This is a genomic window from Streptomyces sp. NPDC048479, from assembly GCF_040651435.1.
Lineage (GTDB): Bacteria > Actinomycetota > Actinomycetes > Streptomycetales > Streptomycetaceae > Streptomyces.
The window spans coordinates 188,115-207,126 of sequence record NZ_JBEZKA010000011.1 but is presented as its reverse complement, the minus strand read 5'-3'; the positions used below and the strand labels follow the sequence as shown (position 1 = coordinate 207,126).

Below are 19,012 nucleotides of genomic sequence, written 5' to 3'. Positions count from 1 at the left end.
GGAGACTCGGGGGCGGTTCGCGGATGCGGGCCGCCTTCGAGCCGTCCCGGGCGCCCGCCCATTTCGTCGCCTTGACGATAACAGTTCCGGCTTATATCGTCCGACTGACGAAAAAGGGGGGAAGCTTTCATGGCCGACATCATCAAGCGCCTGGGATGGCGCCATCTCCGTACCGCGCCCACCGCCCATGTGCGCCACTTCCGGCGCGGGCGGCTCGTCCACGACGGGCCGGGACTGAGCTTCTGGTTCCGTGCGCTGACCGCAGCGCTTTCCGAAGTCCCGGTCGACGACCGGGAACTGGCCATGGCCTTCCATGCCCGCACGTCTGACTTCCAGGACGTCAGCGTGCAGGCGACGGTGACGTACCGGATCAGCGAACCGGCCACCGCCGCCGCCCGTCTGGACTTCTCGATCGATCCGGACACCGGCGTCTGGCGCGGCGCCCCGCTGGAACAGCTGTCCACCCTGCTCACCGAGACCGCACAGCAGCACGCGCTGGACGTCCTGGCCCGTACGCCGCTGGCGGCAGCCCTTGTCGACGGCGTCGCGGCGGTCCTGGAGCGGATCACCGACGGTCTGGCCGCGGAGCCCCGGCTGCCCGCCACCGGCATCACCGTGGTGGCCGTCCGCGTGGTCGCCCTCCGCCCAGAACCGGAGGTGGAACGGGCGCTGCGCACGCCCGCGCGCGAACAGATCCAGCAGGAGTCGGACCGGGCAACGTACGAACGCCGGGCCGTCGCCGTGGAGCGCGAACGCGCGATCGCCGAGAACGAACTGGCCAGCCGGATCGAACTGGCCCGCCGCGAGGAGCAGTTGGTCGAGCAGCACGGCACCAACGCCCGCCGCGAGGCCGAGGAGAATGCGGCGGCGGACGCCGTACGGTCCGAGGCCGAGGCCGCGCGCACGGTACGGCTGGCCAAGGCCGAGGCCGAAGCGGCACGCGAAGTCGGGCAGGCGCGGGCCCAGGCACAGGCCGCCTGGCTGCGGGTGCACGCCGAGGTGGACGCCGCCACTCTGCACGCGCTGGCCGCGACCCGGGTCGCCGAGAACCTGCCGCGCATCGACAGCCTCACCCTCTCCCCCGATGTCCTCACCGGCCTGCTGGCCAAGCTCGGCCGGGCCGACGGCGAGCAGTCGTGAGTCTCGCGCCGCGCGCGGTGCTGGTGCACCGGGCCACCGAGTACGAGGAGTTGCTCGCCCGGCACGGCACCCATGGCCAGGCCGACTTCTTCCTCTCCTCGCGCGGCCGGAGCATCCAGGAGGTGACCGAGCGGCATCACCGTGCGCGGCGGGCGCTCGCCGATGTGGCGGCGGCGGTTCCGCTGGCATGGCGGCAGACCAGGGTGGAACGCGCGGACCTCGACCGTTTCCTCTTCGGTCCCGAAGACGTGGTGGTCGTGGTGGGCCAGGACGGTCTGGTGGCCAACGCCGCCAAGTATCTGTCGGGTCAGCCGGTGGTGGGGATCGATACCGACCCCGGCCGCAACCCGGGCGTGCTGGTGCGCCACCGCGCGGCCGACGCGGCCAAGCTGCTCCCGGCGGCCGCGTCCGGCGGCGGCGTCGACGAACTCACCATGGTGGAGGCGGTCGCCGACGACACCCAGCGGCTGCTCGCCCTCAACGAGATCTACCTCGGCCCGCCGGGCCACCAGACCGCCCGCTACCGGCTGAGTACCGGTGCGGACGCCGCCCGCACCGAACCCCAGGCCTCCTCCGGAGTCCTGGTGGGCACCGGCACCGGCGCCACCGGCTGGCTGCGCTCCGTGTGGCAGCAACGCGGCAGCAGCCTGCCGCTGCCCGGTCCCGCCGACGCCCAACTGATCTGGTTCGTAAGGGAGGCCTGGCCGTCGCCCGCCACCGGCACCACACTCGTGGAAGGCGTACTGGCACACGCGGAACGGCTGCGGCTGACCGTCGAGTCGGACCGGCTGGTCGCGTTCGGCGACGGGATCGAGACCGACGCGCTGCACCTCACCTGGGGCCAGACGGTCCGTCTCGGCATCGCAGGCACCGCACTGCGGCTGCTCCACTGACCCAACCGGCGGCGCACTCGGGCCGGCGTCGGCGGTGGGTGCGGGCCGTCGGCGGTAGGCGCGGGCCCGCGTCAACGCAGGGCGCTGGCCCGCGTCGACGCCGGCGCGGGCCCGCAGCCGGTCCACTCGGCTGTACGGGCCCGCGCCTACCCCTCGTACGGCCGCCGGTACGCTGTTGTGTCTATGCGCCGCTTCCCCCACACCGGCCCCCTTCACCACAGGCGGCCCCTCCTGGCCGCCCTCGTCGTCGGTGCGGCCCTGTCCGGGGTCGCCGGCTGTGCGTCCGAGACCGGCGCACGGGACGGTGGCATGGCGCCCAGCCTCTCGCCGCCCATCAGCGCGCGACCGCTGTGGCCGCAGTACGCCCCACCGTCGCCGCCCGCGGCAGGCGAGACCAGCCCCTCGTACAAGCGGTACCTGACCGTCGACGGCATCACCGTGCCCGCGGGCGGGCTCAGGAAGGTGGCGGTGAAGGAGCTGCTGGAGAAGGACCCCAATGTGCCGCAGTTGGTACGGGCCGCGATGAAGAACTGTCCCGGCTCCGGCTGCGGTCTGCGCAACCCCGCCTACCGGGACCTGACCGGGGACGGCCGGGACGAGCTGGTGGTGGCGCTGGACGAGGAGTCGGCCGGGCTGACTCTGATTCAGGTCTACTGGGCCGTGGGCGGCACGGTGCGCCCGGTGCTGATCAGTTGGGGGCCGATCGGGCTGACCGGCGAAACGTTTGGTCACGACCTGGTGCTCACCTCGACCGGCGACGACGGCCGGTTCACCACCCGCTACCGGTGGAACGGCGCGGTGATGACCGCGGGCGTCCCCCAGGACCGGGCCGGCGACCCGACGGGAACGGGCTCAGGCACGGGCCCGAGCACGGGAACGGGCTCAGGCACGGGCACGGGTTCGTCCATGAGCCTGCAGAGCACGAGCCCGCCGACAAGGACACCCCGATGACCCCGATACCGCCGACGACGCCCTCCTTCGCCCCGCCCGGCTCCGCGGCCGAGGCGCATCTGCTGCTCGTCGAGGACGACGAGGTGATCCGTAACACCGTGCGGATGCTGCTGGAGCGCTACGGCTTCACCGTCTCCACCGCGGGCGACGGCCTCACCGGCCTGGAGATCTTCCGCGAGCGGCGCCCGGACCTGCTGCTGCTCGATGTGATGCTGCCCGAACTCGACGGAATCGGGCTGTGCCGCAGAATCCGTGAACTGAGCCTCGCGCCGATCCTGATGATGTCCGCACGCGGTGACGCACTCGACGTCGTGTCAGGGCTGGAGGCGGGCGCCGACGACTATGTCGTCAAACCCTGCGAGAGTGCCGTACTCGTCGCGCGGATCCGCTCACTGCTGCGCCGCGCCTCCTTCACCCCGGCCGCCGGCCCGGACCGCGAGAGCGAGGACGGCACGAGCACGCTGGTCTTCGGCGATCTGACCATCGACACCCGCGGGATGGAGGTACGGCGCGCGGGGCAGACGCTCGCCCTGACCCCGACCGAACTTCGGATGCTCCTCGAATTCGCGGCGTCGCCCGGCGTCGTTCTGGAGCGCCGTACGCTGCTCAGCCGGGTGTGGGACCACGCCTGGCACGGCGACACCCGCGTGGTCGACCTCCATGTACAGCGCCTGCGGGCGAAGATCGGCGCCGAACGGATCGAGACGGTCCGCGGCTTCGGCTACAAACTGCGGCGCTGAGATGGCACTGAGATGGCGGATCGCCGCCCTGGTCGCCGTGGCCATCTGCGCTGTCGCCGCAGCCGTCGGCGTGCTGGTCCACCACGCCTCGCGCGACCGTGAACTGTCGCAGGCCCGCGACAGCGCCCGTACGACCCTCGACCGGGCGGCCGTCACCTACGCCCGCACGGGCGCAGTGCAGGGCACGGGTGCCGCACTCGACGCGCCGGGCCTCCCCGGCGACTTGCGGGGGCTGGTGGCGAAAGGCCGCCAGGGAACGGAGTTCACCACCGCAGAGGAAAGGCCCGCAATGTGGGCTGCCCGTCCGGCAGGTGGCCGGGTGCTGTCCGTACGCGTCGATATGAGCACCACCATGCGGGACATCCGCGCCCTCGATACCAGCATCGCCTGGGCCAGTGTGATCACCACCGCGGTGGTGCTGCCGCTCGGCGTACTGACCGCCGGACGGATGAGCCGCCGGTTGCGCACCGCCGCCGGCACCGCCCGGCGTATCGCGGCCGGAGATCTCGATGCCCGGATCCGCGCCGCAACCCGCCCGCGCGACGAGATCGCCGAGATTTCCGCCGCCGTGGACACGATGGCCGCCGCTCTGCAGGAACGGCTGCGCGGTGAGCAGCGTTTCACCGCCGACGTCGCCCATGAACTGCGCACCCCGCTCATGGGCCTGGTCACTGCCGGCGAGCTGCTCCCCGAGGGGGAGGCGGCCGGCTATGTACGCGACCGTGTACGGGTACTGGCCGCGCTGGTCGAGGAACTGCTGGAGATCTCCCGGCTGGACGCCGGAGCGGAACAGGCGGATCTGTCCCGCTGCCCGGTCGGAGCCCTCGTCGAGGAGATCGTCGCCCGCGCCGGCCTGTCCGTACTCCTTCTCACGGAGGGGCCGTCCGCGGCGGGTGGGGAGGCAAAGGTCTGGACCGACGCGCGCCGGTTGGAGCGCATCCTCACCAATCTGATCGTCAACGCGCACCGGCACGGGCGTCCTCCGGTCACCGTCACGGTCACCGCGGACGGCCGCACCGTGACCGTCGAGGACCATGGCCCCGGCTATCCGGACACCATGCTCAGAGACGGGCCGCAGCGCTTCCGCACCGGAGCACGCGCCCGCGGCACCGGCCACGGGCTGGGGCTGACCATCGCGCTCGGCCAGGCCGAAGTCATCGGCGCCACCTTGAAGTTCACCAACGCACCTGCCGGCGGCGCCGTCGCCGTACTCCACCTCCCCGGCCCGGACACCGCGTGCGGGCCGGAGACGGAGACGGATACCCAACCGGCCGGCGGCCCGGGGCCGATACACAGCTGATACAACTCCGTGTCCCAGCCGATGTCTTCCTTTCGGTTGACAAAGATCTTCGGCGTCGAGGATGACGCCCATGCGTATCAGGCACAGTCCCGACCGGACCGCGGATCAGCTGACAGCGAGCTGGGCCGGTGCGGCCCGCGAAGCCGATACGGACGACGCGCTGAGAGAACCGGCGAAGACCGGCGACCGGAACAGCGGCGGGCGGCGCGGGCGCAGGAAGTCCGGGCGGTCGCGAAGGCCCAGGAAGCGGACGGGCTTTCGCCGGTTCGTCAGCTGGCGCAAGGCACTCGCCTGTGTGATCGTCCTGTGCGCCCTGGTGACCGGCGCGTTCACCGTTCTCTACTTCGCCATCGACATCCCCCGGGCCAACGATCTGGCGAAGGCGCAGAGCAACGTCTTTCTGTACAGCGACGGCTCCCGTCTCGCCCGGACCGGGGAGATCAACCGGGAGACGGTCCCGCTCGACCGAGTCCCGAAGGACGTGCGGTACGCGTTCGTCGCGGCCGAGAACAAGGACTTCTACAGCGACTCCGGCATCTCGCTGACCGGCACCGCCCGCGGCATCGTCAACACGCTGACGGGACAGGGCACCCAGGGCGGATCGACCATCACGCAGCAGTACGTCAAGAACTACTACCTCAGCCAGGAACAGACCGTCACCCGCAAGTTGAAGGAACTGGTCATCTCCCTGAAGGTCGACCGGAGCAACTCCAAGGACGACATCCTCGCCGGATATCTGAACAGCAGCTACTACGGCCGGCTCGCCTACGGCATCCAGGCCGCGGCCCGCGCCTACTACGGCAAGGAGGTCGAGGACCTCACTGTCGAGCAGGGCGCCTACCTCGCCGCGCTGCTGCAGGCACCCAGCCAGTACGACTGGGCCATCGCCGCCCCCGAGGCCAAACGGCTGGTGCAGCAGCGCTGGGGCTATGTGCTCGACAACATGGTCGGCGAGGGCTGGCTGGACAAGAACGAGCGGCAGCGGATGCGCTTTCCCGTGCCGCTGGCCCCCCAGCCCGGCGCGGGACTGTCCGGGCAGGCCGGCTATCTGGTGGACGCCGCCCGGCGGGAACTGACGGCCTCGGGCATCAGCGAACAGGAACTGGCAGGCGGCGGCTGGCGGATCACTCTCAACATCGAACCGGACAAACAGCGGGCACTGGAACAGGCGGTCCGGTCCGGAGACAGCGACAACGACAGCGACAGCGACAGCGACAGCGGCCAGCAGGCGCCGTCCGGCGCACCGGCGCAGGACCCGGACCGGCAGGCCGGAGCGGTTTCGGTGGATTCGCGGACCGGCCGCATCGTGGCGCTCTACGGCGGCCGCGACTACATGAAGCACTACCTGAGCAACGCGACCCGCTCCGACTACCAGGCAGGCGCGACCTTCGAACCGATTGCCTACGCCGCGGTGATGGAGGGCAAGAGGCAGAATCAGGGTGAGAGCGGCCTCAAACAGATCAGGCAGACCGCCGCAGACCTCGGCATCGCCCCGGACGCCAGCGGCTTCACGGCACCGCGCGCCACGGAGCTGGGACTGATGGGCGTCAGCCCACTGGAAATGGCCGGTGTCTACGCCTCCCTCCATCACCAGGGCAAGAAGGTCACGCCGTCGATCGTGAAGTCGGCGCAGCGCGGCGAGGAGCGCACCTCGCTGCCGGGCGCGGTGGGCGGCCAGGCAATCGACCCCGGGACCGCGGAGCTGGTCATCTCTGACCTCGGCTTCTCGCCCGTCCGTGGCATCGGTCGGCGCGGCGGCGTCGGGCCGGAGGTGGCGGGCAGGACCAAGCAGATCGTCACAGCGGCGTCGGGCCCCACCGACGACAGGAAGGCCGAGTGGTTCATCGGTGTCACCCCCGACCTCGTCACCTCGGTCGCCCTCTTCGGCGAGGACGCCAAGACGACGAAGCAGGTCAAGCTGCGGCACATCGGGGACGGCCACCCCGCCAGAATCTGGAACCTTTACACCGAACAGGCGCTGGGCAGGCAGCCCTCGGCCGTACCCGAGCCGGAGTACGGGAGCGGGAGCGGTGACGAGGCGGCGGACAGCGGTCAGTAGCCCTGCCCCGGAGACCAGGTGGCGGGTACGGACGCGGACCCGCCACCGCTGCTCAACCTCGGGGGCGCGCTGCCGTCAGGGGTGGTGGGGGGTGTTCGACAGGCGGTCCAGCCATTCGGCCATCAGTGCCGTCTCGGCGGTACTGAGCGCCGGGACGGGCGACCGGCGAACGAGGGCGGCCAGCCGGGCCGCCGCGGCCGGGAGCTGTGTTTCGTCTCCGCCGACGCCCGCGTCCGGCGCGCTCGGGGTGGCGTCGGGGCCGGACACGTCCGGGGTGAAGACGGCGGCGTGCACGGCGTCCCGTACGCGCCGCGAGGTGCTCTTGTCGGTGAACGTCGAAGGGCGGGATACGAGCATGAGGGCGACGCCGACGTTGGCCGACATGACGATCTGGGCGGCCAGTTCGGGGGCGAGGCGGAGCTTGCCCTGGGCTGCGACGCGTTCCAGGTCCCTGGTGAGGATCTGGTGGGACTCCAGCGCCGCGGCCGGTGGTGTGCGCATCGCGGGGGAATTCATCAGCCGGTACAGGTTCGGGTTCTGCAGGGCGAAGTCCACATGGGTGTCCCAGCCGTTGCGCAGGTCCTCGACGGGGTCCGTGCCGGGGCTGCGCTGCCGCTTTGTCGCCAGGTACTTGTCGAAGCCGTAGTCGACGACGGCCGACAGCAGGCCTTCCTTGTCCCCGAAGTGCCGGTAGAGCGCCGGGGCTCCCACCCGCGCGGCCTCACACACGGCCCGGGTGGAGACGTCCCCGTTCTCGGACCGCGCGACCAGCTCGGCCGCCACTTCCAGGATGCGTTCTCGGGTGCTCATCGGCAGGACGCTATCAAGGCCGGCGTAGCGCTGCTACGCGGACCGCGGACTCATGGTGTGCGTCGGTGCGAGGAGGTCCTGGAGCCCGATGCGGGTGAGGAACTGGGCGCGGATGCGGTCGGCGACGTCGCTGACCTCTTCGGAGCCGTCGTTCACGGGGTCGATGTGAACGCGGAAGGGACGGGTGCCGTGCGGGGTGTCGACGACTTCGACGATGGCGTCGGCGACCTGGGCGACGTCTGCGTCGGCGGGCGCGAGGACGGCCAGGCTGCTGGAGACCTGGTCCATCAGGCCGGCGTAGCGGGCCTCGTAGTCGGGGATGACGGTCTGCTCGGCGGGGTGGCCGCCGGTGGCGAAGTGGTTGGTGCCTGAGGTGAAGGAGCCCGGAACGATGATGGTCGTCTCGATGTTGAACCGTGCCAGCTCCGCGGCGTAGGAGACGGCGAGGGAGTCCATCGCGGCCTTGGCGGCGAAATAGGGGGCGAGGTAGGGCGGGGTGCCGCCCCGGGTGGAGGTGGATCCGATCCACACCACGAGGCCGTTTTCCTGGGCGCGCAGGTGGGGCAGTGCGGCCCGGTTGACGCGCTGGGTGCCGAGCACGTTCGTGTCGTAGACGGCGGCGAGTTCGGCCGGCGTGAAGGCCTCGCTGGGGCCGGTGACCATGTGGCCGGCGTTGTGGATGATCACGTCCAGCGAACCGGCCTCGTCCACCACGGTGCTGACAGCGACGTCGGCCGACTCCTGGGAGAGCACGTCGAGTTCGACCGTGCGCAGATCCACGTCGTGCTCGGCGGCGTAGGTCCTGGCATCGGTGACACGGTCGGCGTTGCGCCCCTCGGTGTTGCGCATCCCCGCGTAGACGGTGTGGCCGGCCCGGGCCAGCGCCCGTGCGGCCAGGGCCCCGAAACCGGAACCGGCACCCGTAATGACGATCGTCTTGCCCATGACGTGACTCCTCGGTCTGTTGAGCAGAAAAGGCTGGGAAGATGGCGATGGGGGGCGGGGGTCAGGCGATGCCGCCGTTGGCCCGCACGACCTGGCCGTTGACCCAGCGGCCGGGGCCGGCGAGGAAGGCGACGACCTCGGCGATGTCCTGCGGGGTGCCCAGGCGTTCCAGCGGTGTCTGGCCGGCCATCTTCGCGATGGTCTGCTCGTCCTTGCCGTCCAGGAACAGGGCGGTCGCGGTCGGCCCGGGGGCCACGGCGTTGACGGTGATGTCCCGTCCGCGCATCTCGCGGGCCAGGATCAGCGTCATTGCCTCGACCGCGCCCTTGGTGGCGGCGTAGGCGCTGTAGCCGGGCAGGGCCAAGGCCAGTACGGAGCTGGAGAAGTTGATGATCGCGCCGCCGCCGCGCAGCCGGCGTGCGGCCTGCTGGTCGACGACGAACGTCCCGCGGATGTTGGTGCGGTGCATACGGTCCAGGGTGTCCAGGTCGGTGTCGACCAGCGGCGCGAGTGTCATGACACCGGCCGCGTGCACGACCACGTCGACTCCGCCGTAGGTGTCCTCGGCGGCGTCGAAGAGTGCCGACACCGCGGCCTCGTCGGCCACGTCGGCGCGGAACGCGATCGCCTGCCCGCCGGCGGCGGTGATGGCGGCTACCGTCGCCTCGGCCTCGGTGTGGTTGCCCGCGTAGTTGATGACGACCGCGAACCCGTCGGACGCCAGCCGCTCGGCGCTCTCCCGGCCGATGCCGCGGGACCCGCCGGTGACGATCGCTACCCGGTGTGAAGTGGTGGACTGCTCGCTCATGGCCTTTGCTCCCTGTCCCGACCGAGGTGGCGTTCTCCACCCCCCGACGAAAGCAACGCTAACACCAATGCGTTATCAATGCTACCCCCTGGCGTAACGACGCTACGCCGGAAGTCGGCAGCCCGTACTGTGGCGCGAATGATCAGACACATACCGTTCGAGCGGCTGCACAACTTCCGGGATCTGGGGGGCTACAGCACCGCGGACGGCCACACCGTGCGGTGGGGCCGGCTCTACCGGTCCGACTCCCTGGCCAAGCTCGACGGCGCCGACCTCGACCGATTCCTCGCTCTCGAGGTGCGCACCGTGATCGACCTGCGCTACCCGTGGGAGATCGAGGCACGAGGCCGGGTTCCCGACCGCGAGGGGCTCGGCTACGTCAACCTCAGCGTGGAACACCGCCCCTACGACCAGGCGACCATCGACCCCGGCGTCGATCCCTGGCGCTTCCTCGCCGACCGGTACGCGGAAGTCGCACTCGACGGCGCCAAGGAGCTGCGTCAGGCACTTGAGGTCATCGCGTCGAACACCAGCGGCCCACTGGTGTTCCACTGCGCTTCCGGCAAGGACCGCACGGGACTGCTGGCCGCCCTGGTCCTCGCCCTCGTCGGGGTGGCCGAGGACGATATCGCCGCGGACTTCGCGCTCACGGAACTGGCCACGGACCGGCTGATCGCCGACTGGCGGGCCGCCCACCCCGAGCGGACCCTGACGTGGCCCGGCTACGGACGAGCGCCGGAAGAGATCATGCGGCTGTTCCTGGCCGATCTGTCCGCCACGTACGGATCCGTGTACGGCTACGCCGTCCGGCACCTCGGCGTCGACGACCACCTGATCGAACGACTGCGCACCCGGCTCCTGGAGGGCTGAGCCGCCCGGGCCGGGTGCACGCTGAACCCGGGCAGACCCCCGGGTTCAGCCTGTGGCAGTCAGCTGTCCCGGTCCGCGCCGGGCTCCCCGGACTCCGTGTCCCTGTCCTTGCCGGTGACGGACGGCGTCGCACCCGGGCCCGGCCGGTCCGTGGCGGCCGGGTCCAGGATGCGGTTCAGGAAGTTCCTGGTCCGCTCGTGCTGCGGAGCGCCCACCACCTGCGCGGCCGGGCCCTGTTCGACGATCACGCCGCCGTCCATGAACACCACCCGGTCGGCGACCTCCCGGGCGAAGCTCATCTCATGGGTGACGACCATCATCGTCATGCCCTCCCCGGCCAGCAGCCGCATCACCGCCAGCACCTCCCCCACCAGCTCGGGATCGAGCGCCGAGGTCGGCTCGTCGAAAAGCATCACCTCAGGGTCCATGACCAGTGCCCGCGCGATCGCCACCCGCTGCTGCTGTCCTCCGGAAAGCTGCGCGGGGTAGGCGTCGGCCTTGTCGGACAGCCCTACACGTTCCAGGTTCTCCCGCGCCACCTTCGCCGCGCGCGCCTTGTCCCGGCGCAGTACGCGACGCTGCGGCAACGTGAGGTTCTCGGTCACGTTCACATGCGGAAAGAGGTTGAACTGTTGGAAGACCATGCCGATACGGCGGCGTACCGCGTCGATGTCGACGTCGAGGTCGGTGACTTCCGTGCCGCCCACGAAGACCTGGCCCGCGCTGGGTTCCTCGAGCAGATTCACACAGCGCAGCAGCGTGGACTTGCCCGACCCGGACGGCCCGATGACACAGACCACCTCGCCCCGCGCGATGTCGAGGTCGATGCCCCGCAGCACTTCGTTGTCGCCGAACGATTTGTGCAGACCCCGGATCTCGATCTCCGGCCCGCCGGCCCCCGTGCTCTCCACTGTCTCCGCCTTCTGTGACATCTCGTCCTCACCTGGCCTTTTCGGCACGAGCCTCGAGGCGGCGTACCACGAAGCTCAGCGGAATCGTCACCAGCAGGTAGCACAGCCCCGCCACCAGGATCGGCGTCGAGTTCGCGGTCTGACTCGCCAGATCGCGGCCGAACTTGGTCAGCTCGCGCTCCTCCAGCGTCACGCCGAGGAACAGCACCAGCGACGAGTCCTTGAAGAGCAGTACCAGCTCATTCGTCAGCGGTGGAATCACGATCCTGAACGCCTGCGGGATGATCACCGACACCATCGCCCGGGCCCTGGAGAAGCCCAGCGAACGGGCCGCCTCCATCTGCCCCTTGGGCACGGCCTGGATACCCGCCCGAATCGTTTCTGCCATGTAGGCCGCGGCCACCAGTCCAAGACCGAGCGCGACCTTCCCGTACACACCGCCGGGGATCTGCGTTCCGGGGAACGCCAGCGGCACCGCCACACCGACGAAGATGAAGATCAGCAGGGCGGGCAGGCCGCGGAACAGCTCGATGTAGATGCTCGCGACCCAGCGGTACGGGGCCACCGACGACAACCGCATCAGCGCGATGATCAGGCCCAGCACCAGGCCGAAGATGAATCCGGAGAGCGTGTACACCACGGTGTTGCGCAGCGCCGTGGTGATGATGGCCGGGAACAGCTCTTTGGCGAGGTCCTTCTGCGCGAACTGGTTCTGCAGCCGGTCCCAGTCGGCCAGAACGCCGATCAGGACCAGTACCGCCACGAACACCGCGTACTGGACGCCCTGCCAGACGCGGCGCCGCTGCCGCCGGGTCAGCCGAGAGGTCACGACTTGGCCTTGGGCAGCGGACCGATCCACTGCTGGTACAGCTTGTCGTACGTGCCGTCGGCCCGGGCGTCCGTGACCGCCTTGTTGATCGCCGCCAGCAGCTTGGCGTTGCCCTTCTTCACCGAGAAGCCGTACTGCTCACCTGTCTCGATGTTCTGGCCGAGGACGAACTCGGCCGCGTTCGCCTTGTCCTTCAGCCAGCCCTGGACGACCGGGTAGTCAATGACGACGGCGTCGACCTGGCCGGTGCGCAGCCCGTTGAGCACCGCGTCCGAACTCTCGAAAGCGACCGGGTCGAAACCCTGGTCCTTGGCGTAGCTCTCGCCGGTCGTCTCCGCCTGGGCGCCGAGCTTCTTGTGCTTGGCCTTGATGTCGGCGAGCGACGTCACTCCGCTCTTCTTCGTCGCCAGCAGCGCCTGAGTGGCGTCGAAGTACGGGACGGAGAAGTCCACGTTCTTCTTGCGCTCAGGGGTGATCGTCATGCCGGCGGCGGCCAGATCGCACTCGCCGGAGTTGAGGAAGGCACCGGTCTTGAAGTTCTCGAACGGTGTGTCGAGGATCTTCTGCTCGACCTTCAAATTCTTGGCGACCAGATCGATGAGGGCCACGTCAAAGCCGACGACCTTGCCGTTCTGCTCGAACTGGAACGGCGGATAGGGCAGGTGGGTGCAGGTGGTCAGCTTGCCCTTCGCGACCACGGGGACGCCGCCCGCCGCCTCACCGGGGCCGTCACCGCCGGAGGAACAGCCGACGGCAAGGAACATCCCGGCCGCGACAGCACCAACGGTGACGCGGGCCCGGCGGGTAGAGCGAGTGCGACGAGCACCGACCGACCACAACACAGCAGACCTCCAACGGAGCGGGTGGGTGACGGACAGAACGGGGAGCCACCCGTCGAGATCGTAAAGCACACGGGCCGTGGGGTGACGGAGCTGTCCACGACACGGACCTGGTCAGGACGGTCGGGCAGGCAATAAGTCCGTGGTCCATACCAAGGCCTTGACAGTCCCTTAGTTCACTTCTTAAATCACGTAGTGAACTAAGTACCCCCCACCTCGGTCGGCGCATCCCATCCGCGCGTCCCCTTTGCGCCCCTGTCTGTCATATGCATGACAGACCCCTTCCTCTTCATGCACCGGAAGGGAGAGTCATGGACTCCCCACGCTTGTCACGGCGCTTGTTGCTGTCTGTTTCTTCGGCTCTTGCCCTCGTGTCGCTCAGCACCGGCCTGGCGAACGGTGAACCCGCGCCGGCGGTCGCCGCCGCGCCCGCCGCAGTGCCCGCAGCCGTGCCCTTCTCCGACGACTTCGACGGTCCCGCGGGCTCCGCCGTCGACGCCGCCAAATGGCAGATCGAAACCGGCGACAACGTCAACAACCACGAACGGCAGTACTACACGGCCGGCAACCACAACGCCGCTCTCGACGGGCAGGGCCATCTGGTCATCACCGCCCGCCGGGAGAACCCGGGCAACTACCAGTGCTGGTACGGCAGATGTGAGTACACCTCCGCCCGGCTGAACACCGCCGGCAGGTTTACCCGGGCGTACGGACATGTCGAGACCAGGCTGAAGGTGCCACGCGGCCAGGGCATGTGGCCCGCCTTCTGGATGCTGGGCCATGACATCGGCCAGGTCGGCTGGCCCGGCTCCGGCGAGATCGACGTCATGGAGAACGTCGGCTTCGAACCCTCCACCGTCCACGGCACCCTCCACGGCCCCGGTTACTCCGGCTCCGGCGGCATCGGCGCCGCCTACACGCTGCCGGACGGCCAGGTCGCCGACGCCTTCCACACCTTCGCCGTCGACTGGGCTCCCGACTCCGTGACCTGGTCCGTCGACGGCACGGTCTACCAGCGGCGTACGCCCGCCGATCTCGGCGGCCGTACCTGGGTGTTCAACAAGCCCTTCTTCCTGATCCTCAACCTCGCGGTCGGCGGCTACTGGCCCGGCGACCCCGACGGCAGCACCGGCTTCCCCCAGCAACTCGTCGTCGACCATGTGCGGATCAGCACCAGCGACAGCCCCGTACACCGGCAGACCTGACCCCTCCATCCCCACCCCTCACCGAGCCGTCCCACCGGCTCATGTGCACAGGAGAAACCGTGCTCAGATCGCAGCGAACGCCCGGAGCGGGTCGCCACAGCTTCACCCGCGCCCGCCCCACACATCCCCTCGTAGCCGCCTTCATCGTCGTGGCCTCGGCCGGTTCGGTGCTGGCTGCCGTCCCGACCACCCAGGCGGCCACCCCGCTTCGGGCGGCCGCCACCGCCGCCGCGCTGCCCTCCGGCTGGGCCACCGTGGTGAACAGCGGCAGCGGCAAGTGCCTGGACGCGCGCTCGGCCGCGACCGTGAACGGCACCGCCGTCCAGCAGTACGCCTGCAACAACTCCACAGCCCAGCAGTGGAGTTTCAGCGCAACCAGCGACGGCTTCGTGCGGATCAACAACCGCAATGACGCCAACCAGGTGGCGGACGTGAGCGACGTGTCCACCGCCGACAACGCCGCGGTGCATCTGTGGACGTACGGCGGCGGCGACAACCAGCAGTGGCAGGCCGTGGACGAGGGCGGCGGCGCGTACCACTTCGTCAACCGCAACAGCGGCAAGTGCCTGGATGTCCCCTCCGCCTCGACGGCCGACAGCGTCCAACTCGTGCAGTACACCTGCAACGGCACGGCGGCCCAGCGGTTCCAGGTCACGCCCGTCACCACCGCGCCCAGTGACGTCGATCTCGGTCCGAACGTGGTCGTCTTCGACCCGTCGATGCCGTCCTCGACCATCCAGAACCGGCTCAACTCGATCTTCCAGCAGCAGGAGACCAACCAGTTCGGCTCCCAGCGCTACGCGATCATGTTCAAGCCGGGCACCTACAGCAATGACGTCAACGTGGGCTTCTACACCCAGGTTCTGGGCCTCGGCCAGTCGCCCGACTCGGTGACGATCAACGGTGCGGTGCATGTCGAGGCCGACTGGTTCCCGCCGCAGAACGCCACCCAGAACTTCTGGCGCGGTGCCGAGAACCTCTCGGTGAACCCGACGGGCGGCACCGACCGGTGGGCGGTGTCCCAGGCGGCTCCGTACCGGCGCATGCACGTCCGCGGCAATCTCGCGCTGGACGACGGCGGCTGGGCCAGCGGCGGCTTCATGGCCGACACCAAAATCGACGGGCAGGTGCGGTCCGGTACGCAGCAGCAGTGGCTGACTCGCAATTCCCAGCTCGGCAGCTGGACCGGCGCCAACTGGAACATGGTCTTCGTCGGCAGCCAGGGCGTCCCGGCCACGAGCTTCCCCAGCCCGCCCTACACGACCGTGAACCAGAGCCCGACCGTCCGCGAGAAGCCCTTCCTGTACGTGGACAACGCCGGCGCCTACAAGGTGTTCGTACCGTCCCTGCGGGCCAACTCCTCGGCCACCACATGGGCCGGCGGCAACGCCGCCGGCGCCTCACTCGGCATGGACCAGTTCTTCGTCGTGAAGGCCGGCGTGACCGCCGCACAGATCAACGCCGCACTGGCCGAGGGGAAGAACCTGCTGGTCACCCCGGGCGTCTACCATCTGAACCAAACTCTGCGGGTGACCCGCCCCGACACCGTGATCCTGGGGCTCGGCCTCGCCACCTTCGTCCCGGACAACGGCGTCACGGCCATGACGGTCGCGGACGTCGACGGCGTCAAGGTCGCGGGCATCCTCTTCGACGCCGGTACGACCAACTCGCAGACCCTGATGGAGGTAGGCCCGGCCGGCTCCTCCGCCGGCCACTCGGCCAACCCGACGTCCCTGCACGACGTCTTCTTCCGGGTCGGTGGCGCCGCGGTGGGCAAGGCGACCACCAGCCTGGTGGTCAACAGCGACAACGTCATTGGCGACCATATGTGGATCTGGCGCGGTGACCACGGCACCGGCATCGGCTGGAACACCAATACGGCGGACACCGGACTTGTCGTCAACGGCGACAACGTAACCATGTACGGGCTGTTCGTGGAGCACTACCAGAAACACCAGACGATCTGGACCGGCAACGGCGGGCGCACGTACTTCTACCAGAACGAGATGCCGTACGACCCGCCCAACCAGGCCGCCTGGATGAACGGCTCCACCCAGGGCTATGCCGCGTACAAGGTCGCCGACTCGGTCACCAGCCACCAGGCGTTCGGGCTCGGAAGCTACTGCTTCTTCAACGCCAATCCGAGCGTGACCGCCGAGCACGCCTTCGAGGTCCCCGACAACCCGAATGTGCGCTTCCAGAGCATGGTGACCGTATCGCTCGGTGGCACCGGAACGATCCGCCATGTCATCAACGGCCGGGGTGGTCCTTCCAACTCCTCGACCAATGTGGCCAATCTCGTCAGCCATCCCTGACCCGTACTTCCCGCCGCACACCGGCCGGTCCGGATCCGACAGCCGTCGCGTCCGGACCGGCCCTCTCCGCACGGAAAGGTGGTTTCCGGATGCACAGAATCAGAAGCGGCTCGGCACGGATCGGCTTACGGGTGCTCCTGCTGCTGGCAATCCTCCTCGGCCTGAGCGCCGCTCCCGCGTACTCCGACACGATGGTCCTGCACGCCCCGCAGGCACCGCAGGCACCGCAGGAACCGGCGTTCAAGGTGATCGCCTTCTACAACGGGACCTGGGACGCGGCCCACATCAGCTTCGTCAAGGAAGCCAATCAGTGGTTTCCCCAGACCGCCGCACGAAACAACTTCTCGTACACCTCGACCAACAACTGGGATCTGCTCAGCAGCATCACGCGGGACCAGTACCAGGTGGTGCTGTTCCTGGACGATCGGCCGCAGACGGCAGCCCAGCGCTCGGGGTTCGAGCGGTACATGCGGGCCGGCGGGGCCTGGATGGGATTCCACGTTTCCGCATTCACCACCAACGCGCAGGAATGGCCCTGGTACCACAACCAGTTCCTCGGCAGCGGCAACTTCAAGTCGAACACCTGGGGGCCGACGACCGCGGTGCTGCGAACCGAGGACAGGACGCATCCCTCGACCGTGGGACTGCCCGCCACCTTCACCTCGTCGGTGAGCGAGTGGTACAGCTGGCAGAACGACCTGCGCGACAACCCGGACATCAAGATCCTCGCGTCCGTCGACCCGATGAGCTTCCCGCTGGGCACCGACCCCAACCAGTCCTGGTACAGCGGCTATTACCCGATCCTGTGGACCAACACCACATACAAGATGCTCTACGCCAACTTCGGCCACAACGCCATGGACTACGGCACGGGGACGACGCTGTCCTCCTCGTTCGCCAGCGAGACACAGAACCGGTTCCTGGTGGACGGCCTGAAGTGGCTGGGCGGCGGTGCGGGTGATCCGGCGCCGACCGATCCGATATCCGAGACCGCGTGGTATTCACTCGCCGGCAGCGCGAACGGCGCCTGTGTGGACGCGCGCGGAGCAGCCACCGCCAATGGGACCGCAATCCAGCAGTACATGTGCAACCAGACCGCGGCTCAGCAGTATCAATTCCGCTCCGCTGACAGCGGCTTCATGCGCATCGGCGTCCGCAACAACAGCCAGCAGGTCATCGATGTGGCCAATGTGTCGACCGCCGACAATGCTCCCCTCCAGCTGTGGTCCTACGGTGGCGGCGCCAATCAGCAGTGGAAGCCGGTGCGGGAGCCCTCCGGGCGCTATCACTTCGTCGCGCGGCACAGCGGAAAGTGCCTCAGCACGCCTGCTTCCCCGGCGAGCGGGGTCCAGCTGATCCAGCGTTCCTGCGACGACTCGGCCGCCCAGAGCTTCCGGCTCACCGCACAGCCCTGACGGCCCAGGAGCGAGCGAGCCGCCGTGCGACGGTCATGAAGCGCGCGGCGGTCCCGGGCCGGCCGACCGCTCTACTCCCCCGCCGCGTCCCGCAGGGCGTCGATCAGCCCGCGCAGCGCGGGCTGGGGAAGCGAGGTCTCCCGTACTGCCGCGTAGATGCCGCGGACCGGCTCGGGGCCGCGGACCTTGCGTACGACGACACCGGGGTGCCGGTTTCCCAGTCCGATGAGCGGCATCAGGCTGATTCCGAGGCCCGCGGCGACGAAGCCCTGCGCTGTGGCGTAGTCCTCGCTCTCCACCACGAAGTTGGGAGTGAAGCCGGCCGCGGCGCAGGCGTCGAGCACGATCTCGAGGCAGGGGCCGACCGGCCATTCGTTGCCGACCCACGGCTCGTCGGCGAGGTCCGCCAGATCGAGTACGCGTTTCGCGGCGAGGTGGTGACCCTTGGGCAGCACGGCCCGGTAGGGGTCGTCCAGCAGGTGCACAAGGCGGATGTCGTCGCGCGGCCGGTCACGGGGGTGGACCACGACGGCAAGATCGGCGCGGCCCTGCTTCACCTCGGGCAGCGGGTCGTCGGGGTCGATCAGCTTGAGGTCGACCCGTACGCCCGGAAACTCACGGCGGAGCCCGGCCAGCGCCGGAGCCACCAGCGTGGCGCCGGCCGTGGCGAAGTAGCGGATCGAAAGCCGACCCGTGCGCCCCTCCCGCAGGTCCGCGAGCGCTGTCTCCGCCTCCGCAAGGTTCTTGCTGATGATGGCCGCGTGCTCGGTGAGCAGGCGGCCTGCGGCCGTCGGCTGCACGCCCCGGCCGACCCGTTCCAGCAGCGCCGTTCCGGCCTGCTTCTCCAGCGCTGCCACCTGCTGGCTGACGGCGGACGGCGTATAGCCGAGATTCGCCGCGGCCGCGGTCACCGAACCGCTGGTCACCACGGCCCTCAGGACCTGCATGCGTCGCACATCAAGCATGTAGGAGAGGTTAACGA

16 protein-coding genes and 1 pseudogene are annotated in these 19,012 nt (G+C 69.4%); 10 read left to right on the top strand and 7 right to left on the bottom strand.

Translation table 11 applies throughout. The features are described from left to right. Positions 1-129: 129 nt before the first annotated feature. From AB0D12_RS19405 to AB0D12_RS19380, 6 genes are all read left to right on the top strand, one after another. Positions 130-1,140, top strand: a complete 1,011-nt coding sequence (locus AB0D12_RS19405) for an SPFH domain-containing protein (protein WP_362683936.1) — start codon at positions 130-132, stop codon at positions 1,138-1,140. Next, the gene (locus tag AB0D12_RS19400) at positions 1,137-2,033 is read left to right on the top strand and encodes a hypothetical protein (RefSeq protein WP_362683933.1); all 897 of its coding nucleotides are present in this window, start codon (positions 1,137-1,139) and stop codon (positions 2,031-2,033) included. The genes AB0D12_RS19405 and AB0D12_RS19400 overlap by 4 nt, the downstream gene beginning before the upstream one ends. A gap of 183 nt (positions 2,034-2,216) precedes the next feature. Then, positions 2,217-2,984, top strand: a complete 768-nt coding sequence (locus tag AB0D12_RS19395; RefSeq protein WP_362683930.1) for a hypothetical protein — start codon at positions 2,217-2,219, stop codon at positions 2,982-2,984. Next, positions 2,981-3,724: a two-component system response regulator CseB gene (gene cseB, locus AB0D12_RS19390; RefSeq protein ID WP_362683927.1), complete on the top strand. Its 744-nt coding sequence runs from the start codon at positions 2,981-2,983 to the stop codon at positions 3,722-3,724. The genes AB0D12_RS19395 and cseB overlap by 4 nt, the downstream gene beginning before the upstream one ends. Before the next feature lies 1 nt (position 3,725). After that, positions 3,726-5,024 (top strand): HAMP domain-containing sensor histidine kinase, encoded by a 1,299-nt coding sequence (locus AB0D12_RS19385; RefSeq protein WP_362683924.1) that lies wholly within the window; start codon positions 3,726-3,728, stop codon positions 5,022-5,024. Positions 5,025-5,094: 70 nt separating this feature from the next. Beyond that, on the top strand, positions 5,095-7,083 hold the full coding sequence (locus AB0D12_RS19380) for a transglycosylase domain-containing protein (protein ID WP_362683921.1): 1,989 nt from the start codon (positions 5,095-5,097) through the stop codon (positions 7,081-7,083). A gap of 75 nt (positions 7,084-7,158) precedes the next feature. On the opposite strand, the gene AB0D12_RS19375 is transcribed toward AB0D12_RS19380, so the two are convergent. From AB0D12_RS19375 to AB0D12_RS19365, 3 genes are all read right to left on the bottom strand, one after another. Then, positions 7,159-7,893 (bottom strand): TetR/AcrR family transcriptional regulator, encoded by a 735-nt coding sequence (locus tag AB0D12_RS19375; RefSeq protein WP_362683918.1) that lies wholly within the window; start codon positions 7,891-7,893, stop codon positions 7,159-7,161. 33 nt (positions 7,894-7,926) lie between these two features. Further along, positions 7,927-8,838, bottom strand: coding sequence for an SDR family oxidoreductase (locus AB0D12_RS19370; protein ID WP_362683915.1), 912 nt, complete (start codon positions 8,836-8,838; stop codon positions 7,927-7,929). 61 nt (positions 8,839-8,899) lie between these two features. Further along, positions 8,900-9,646 (bottom strand): SDR family oxidoreductase, encoded by a 747-nt coding sequence (locus tag AB0D12_RS19365; RefSeq protein ID WP_362683912.1) that lies wholly within the window; start codon positions 9,644-9,646, stop codon positions 8,900-8,902. A gap of 138 nt (positions 9,647-9,784) precedes the next feature. Here AB0D12_RS19365 and AB0D12_RS19360 point away from each other — a divergent pair, with 138 nt between their 5' ends. Beyond that, entirely contained in the window at positions 9,785-10,516 is a 732-nt protein-coding gene (locus AB0D12_RS19360; RefSeq protein WP_362683909.1) for a tyrosine-protein phosphatase, read from the top strand. 59 nt (positions 10,517-10,575) lie between these two features. Here AB0D12_RS19360 and AB0D12_RS19355 read toward each other — a convergent pair whose 3' ends face one another. Genes AB0D12_RS19355 through AB0D12_RS19345 form a run of 3 tightly spaced genes read right to left on the bottom strand, consistent with a single transcriptional unit; the run spans position 10,576 to position 13,020 of the window. After that, positions 10,576-11,448 (bottom strand): amino acid ABC transporter ATP-binding protein, encoded by an 873-nt coding sequence (locus AB0D12_RS19355; RefSeq protein ID WP_362683906.1) that lies wholly within the window; start codon positions 11,446-11,448, stop codon positions 10,576-10,578. Positions 11,449-11,455: 7 nt separating this feature from the next. Next, positions 11,456-12,256, bottom strand: a complete 801-nt coding sequence (locus tag AB0D12_RS19350) for an amino acid ABC transporter permease (RefSeq protein WP_327327639.1) — start codon at positions 12,254-12,256, stop codon at positions 11,456-11,458. Beyond that, positions 12,253-13,020 carry an ABC transporter substrate-binding protein gene (locus tag AB0D12_RS19345; protein WP_362683903.1) on the bottom strand — a complete coding sequence of 256 codons (768 nt, stop codon included), beginning with the start codon at positions 13,018-13,020 and terminating at the stop codon, positions 12,253-12,255. Before AB0D12_RS19345 ends, AB0D12_RS19350 begins: the two co-directional genes overlap by 4 nt. A 386-nt stretch (positions 13,021-13,406) precedes the next feature. Here AB0D12_RS19345 and AB0D12_RS19340 point away from each other — a divergent pair. The 3 genes and pseudogenes from AB0D12_RS19340 to AB0D12_RS19330 form a co-directional block, all read left to right on the top strand. Further along, positions 13,407-14,276 (top strand): annotated as a pseudogene (locus AB0D12_RS19340) (glycoside hydrolase family 16 protein); the annotation flags it as partial. A gap of 191 nt (positions 14,277-14,467) precedes the next feature. Further along, positions 14,468-16,615 carry an RICIN domain-containing protein gene (locus AB0D12_RS19335; RefSeq protein WP_362684100.1) on the top strand — a complete coding sequence of 716 codons (2,148 nt, stop codon included), beginning with the start codon at positions 14,468-14,470 and terminating at the stop codon, positions 16,613-16,615. An 89-nt stretch (positions 16,616-16,704) separates the two neighbouring features. Continuing rightward, positions 16,705-18,030 (top strand): ThuA domain-containing protein, encoded by a 1,326-nt coding sequence (locus tag AB0D12_RS19330; protein ID WP_362683900.1) that lies wholly within the window; start codon positions 16,705-16,707, stop codon positions 18,028-18,030. Positions 18,031-18,101: 71 nt separating this feature from the next. Here the strand turns inward: AB0D12_RS19330 and AB0D12_RS19325 are convergent, their stop codons facing one another. Beyond that, positions 18,102-18,995: a LysR family transcriptional regulator gene (locus AB0D12_RS19325; protein WP_362683897.1), complete on the bottom strand. Its 894-nt coding sequence runs from the start codon at positions 18,993-18,995 to the stop codon at positions 18,102-18,104. Positions 18,996-19,012 lie beyond the last annotated feature (17 nt).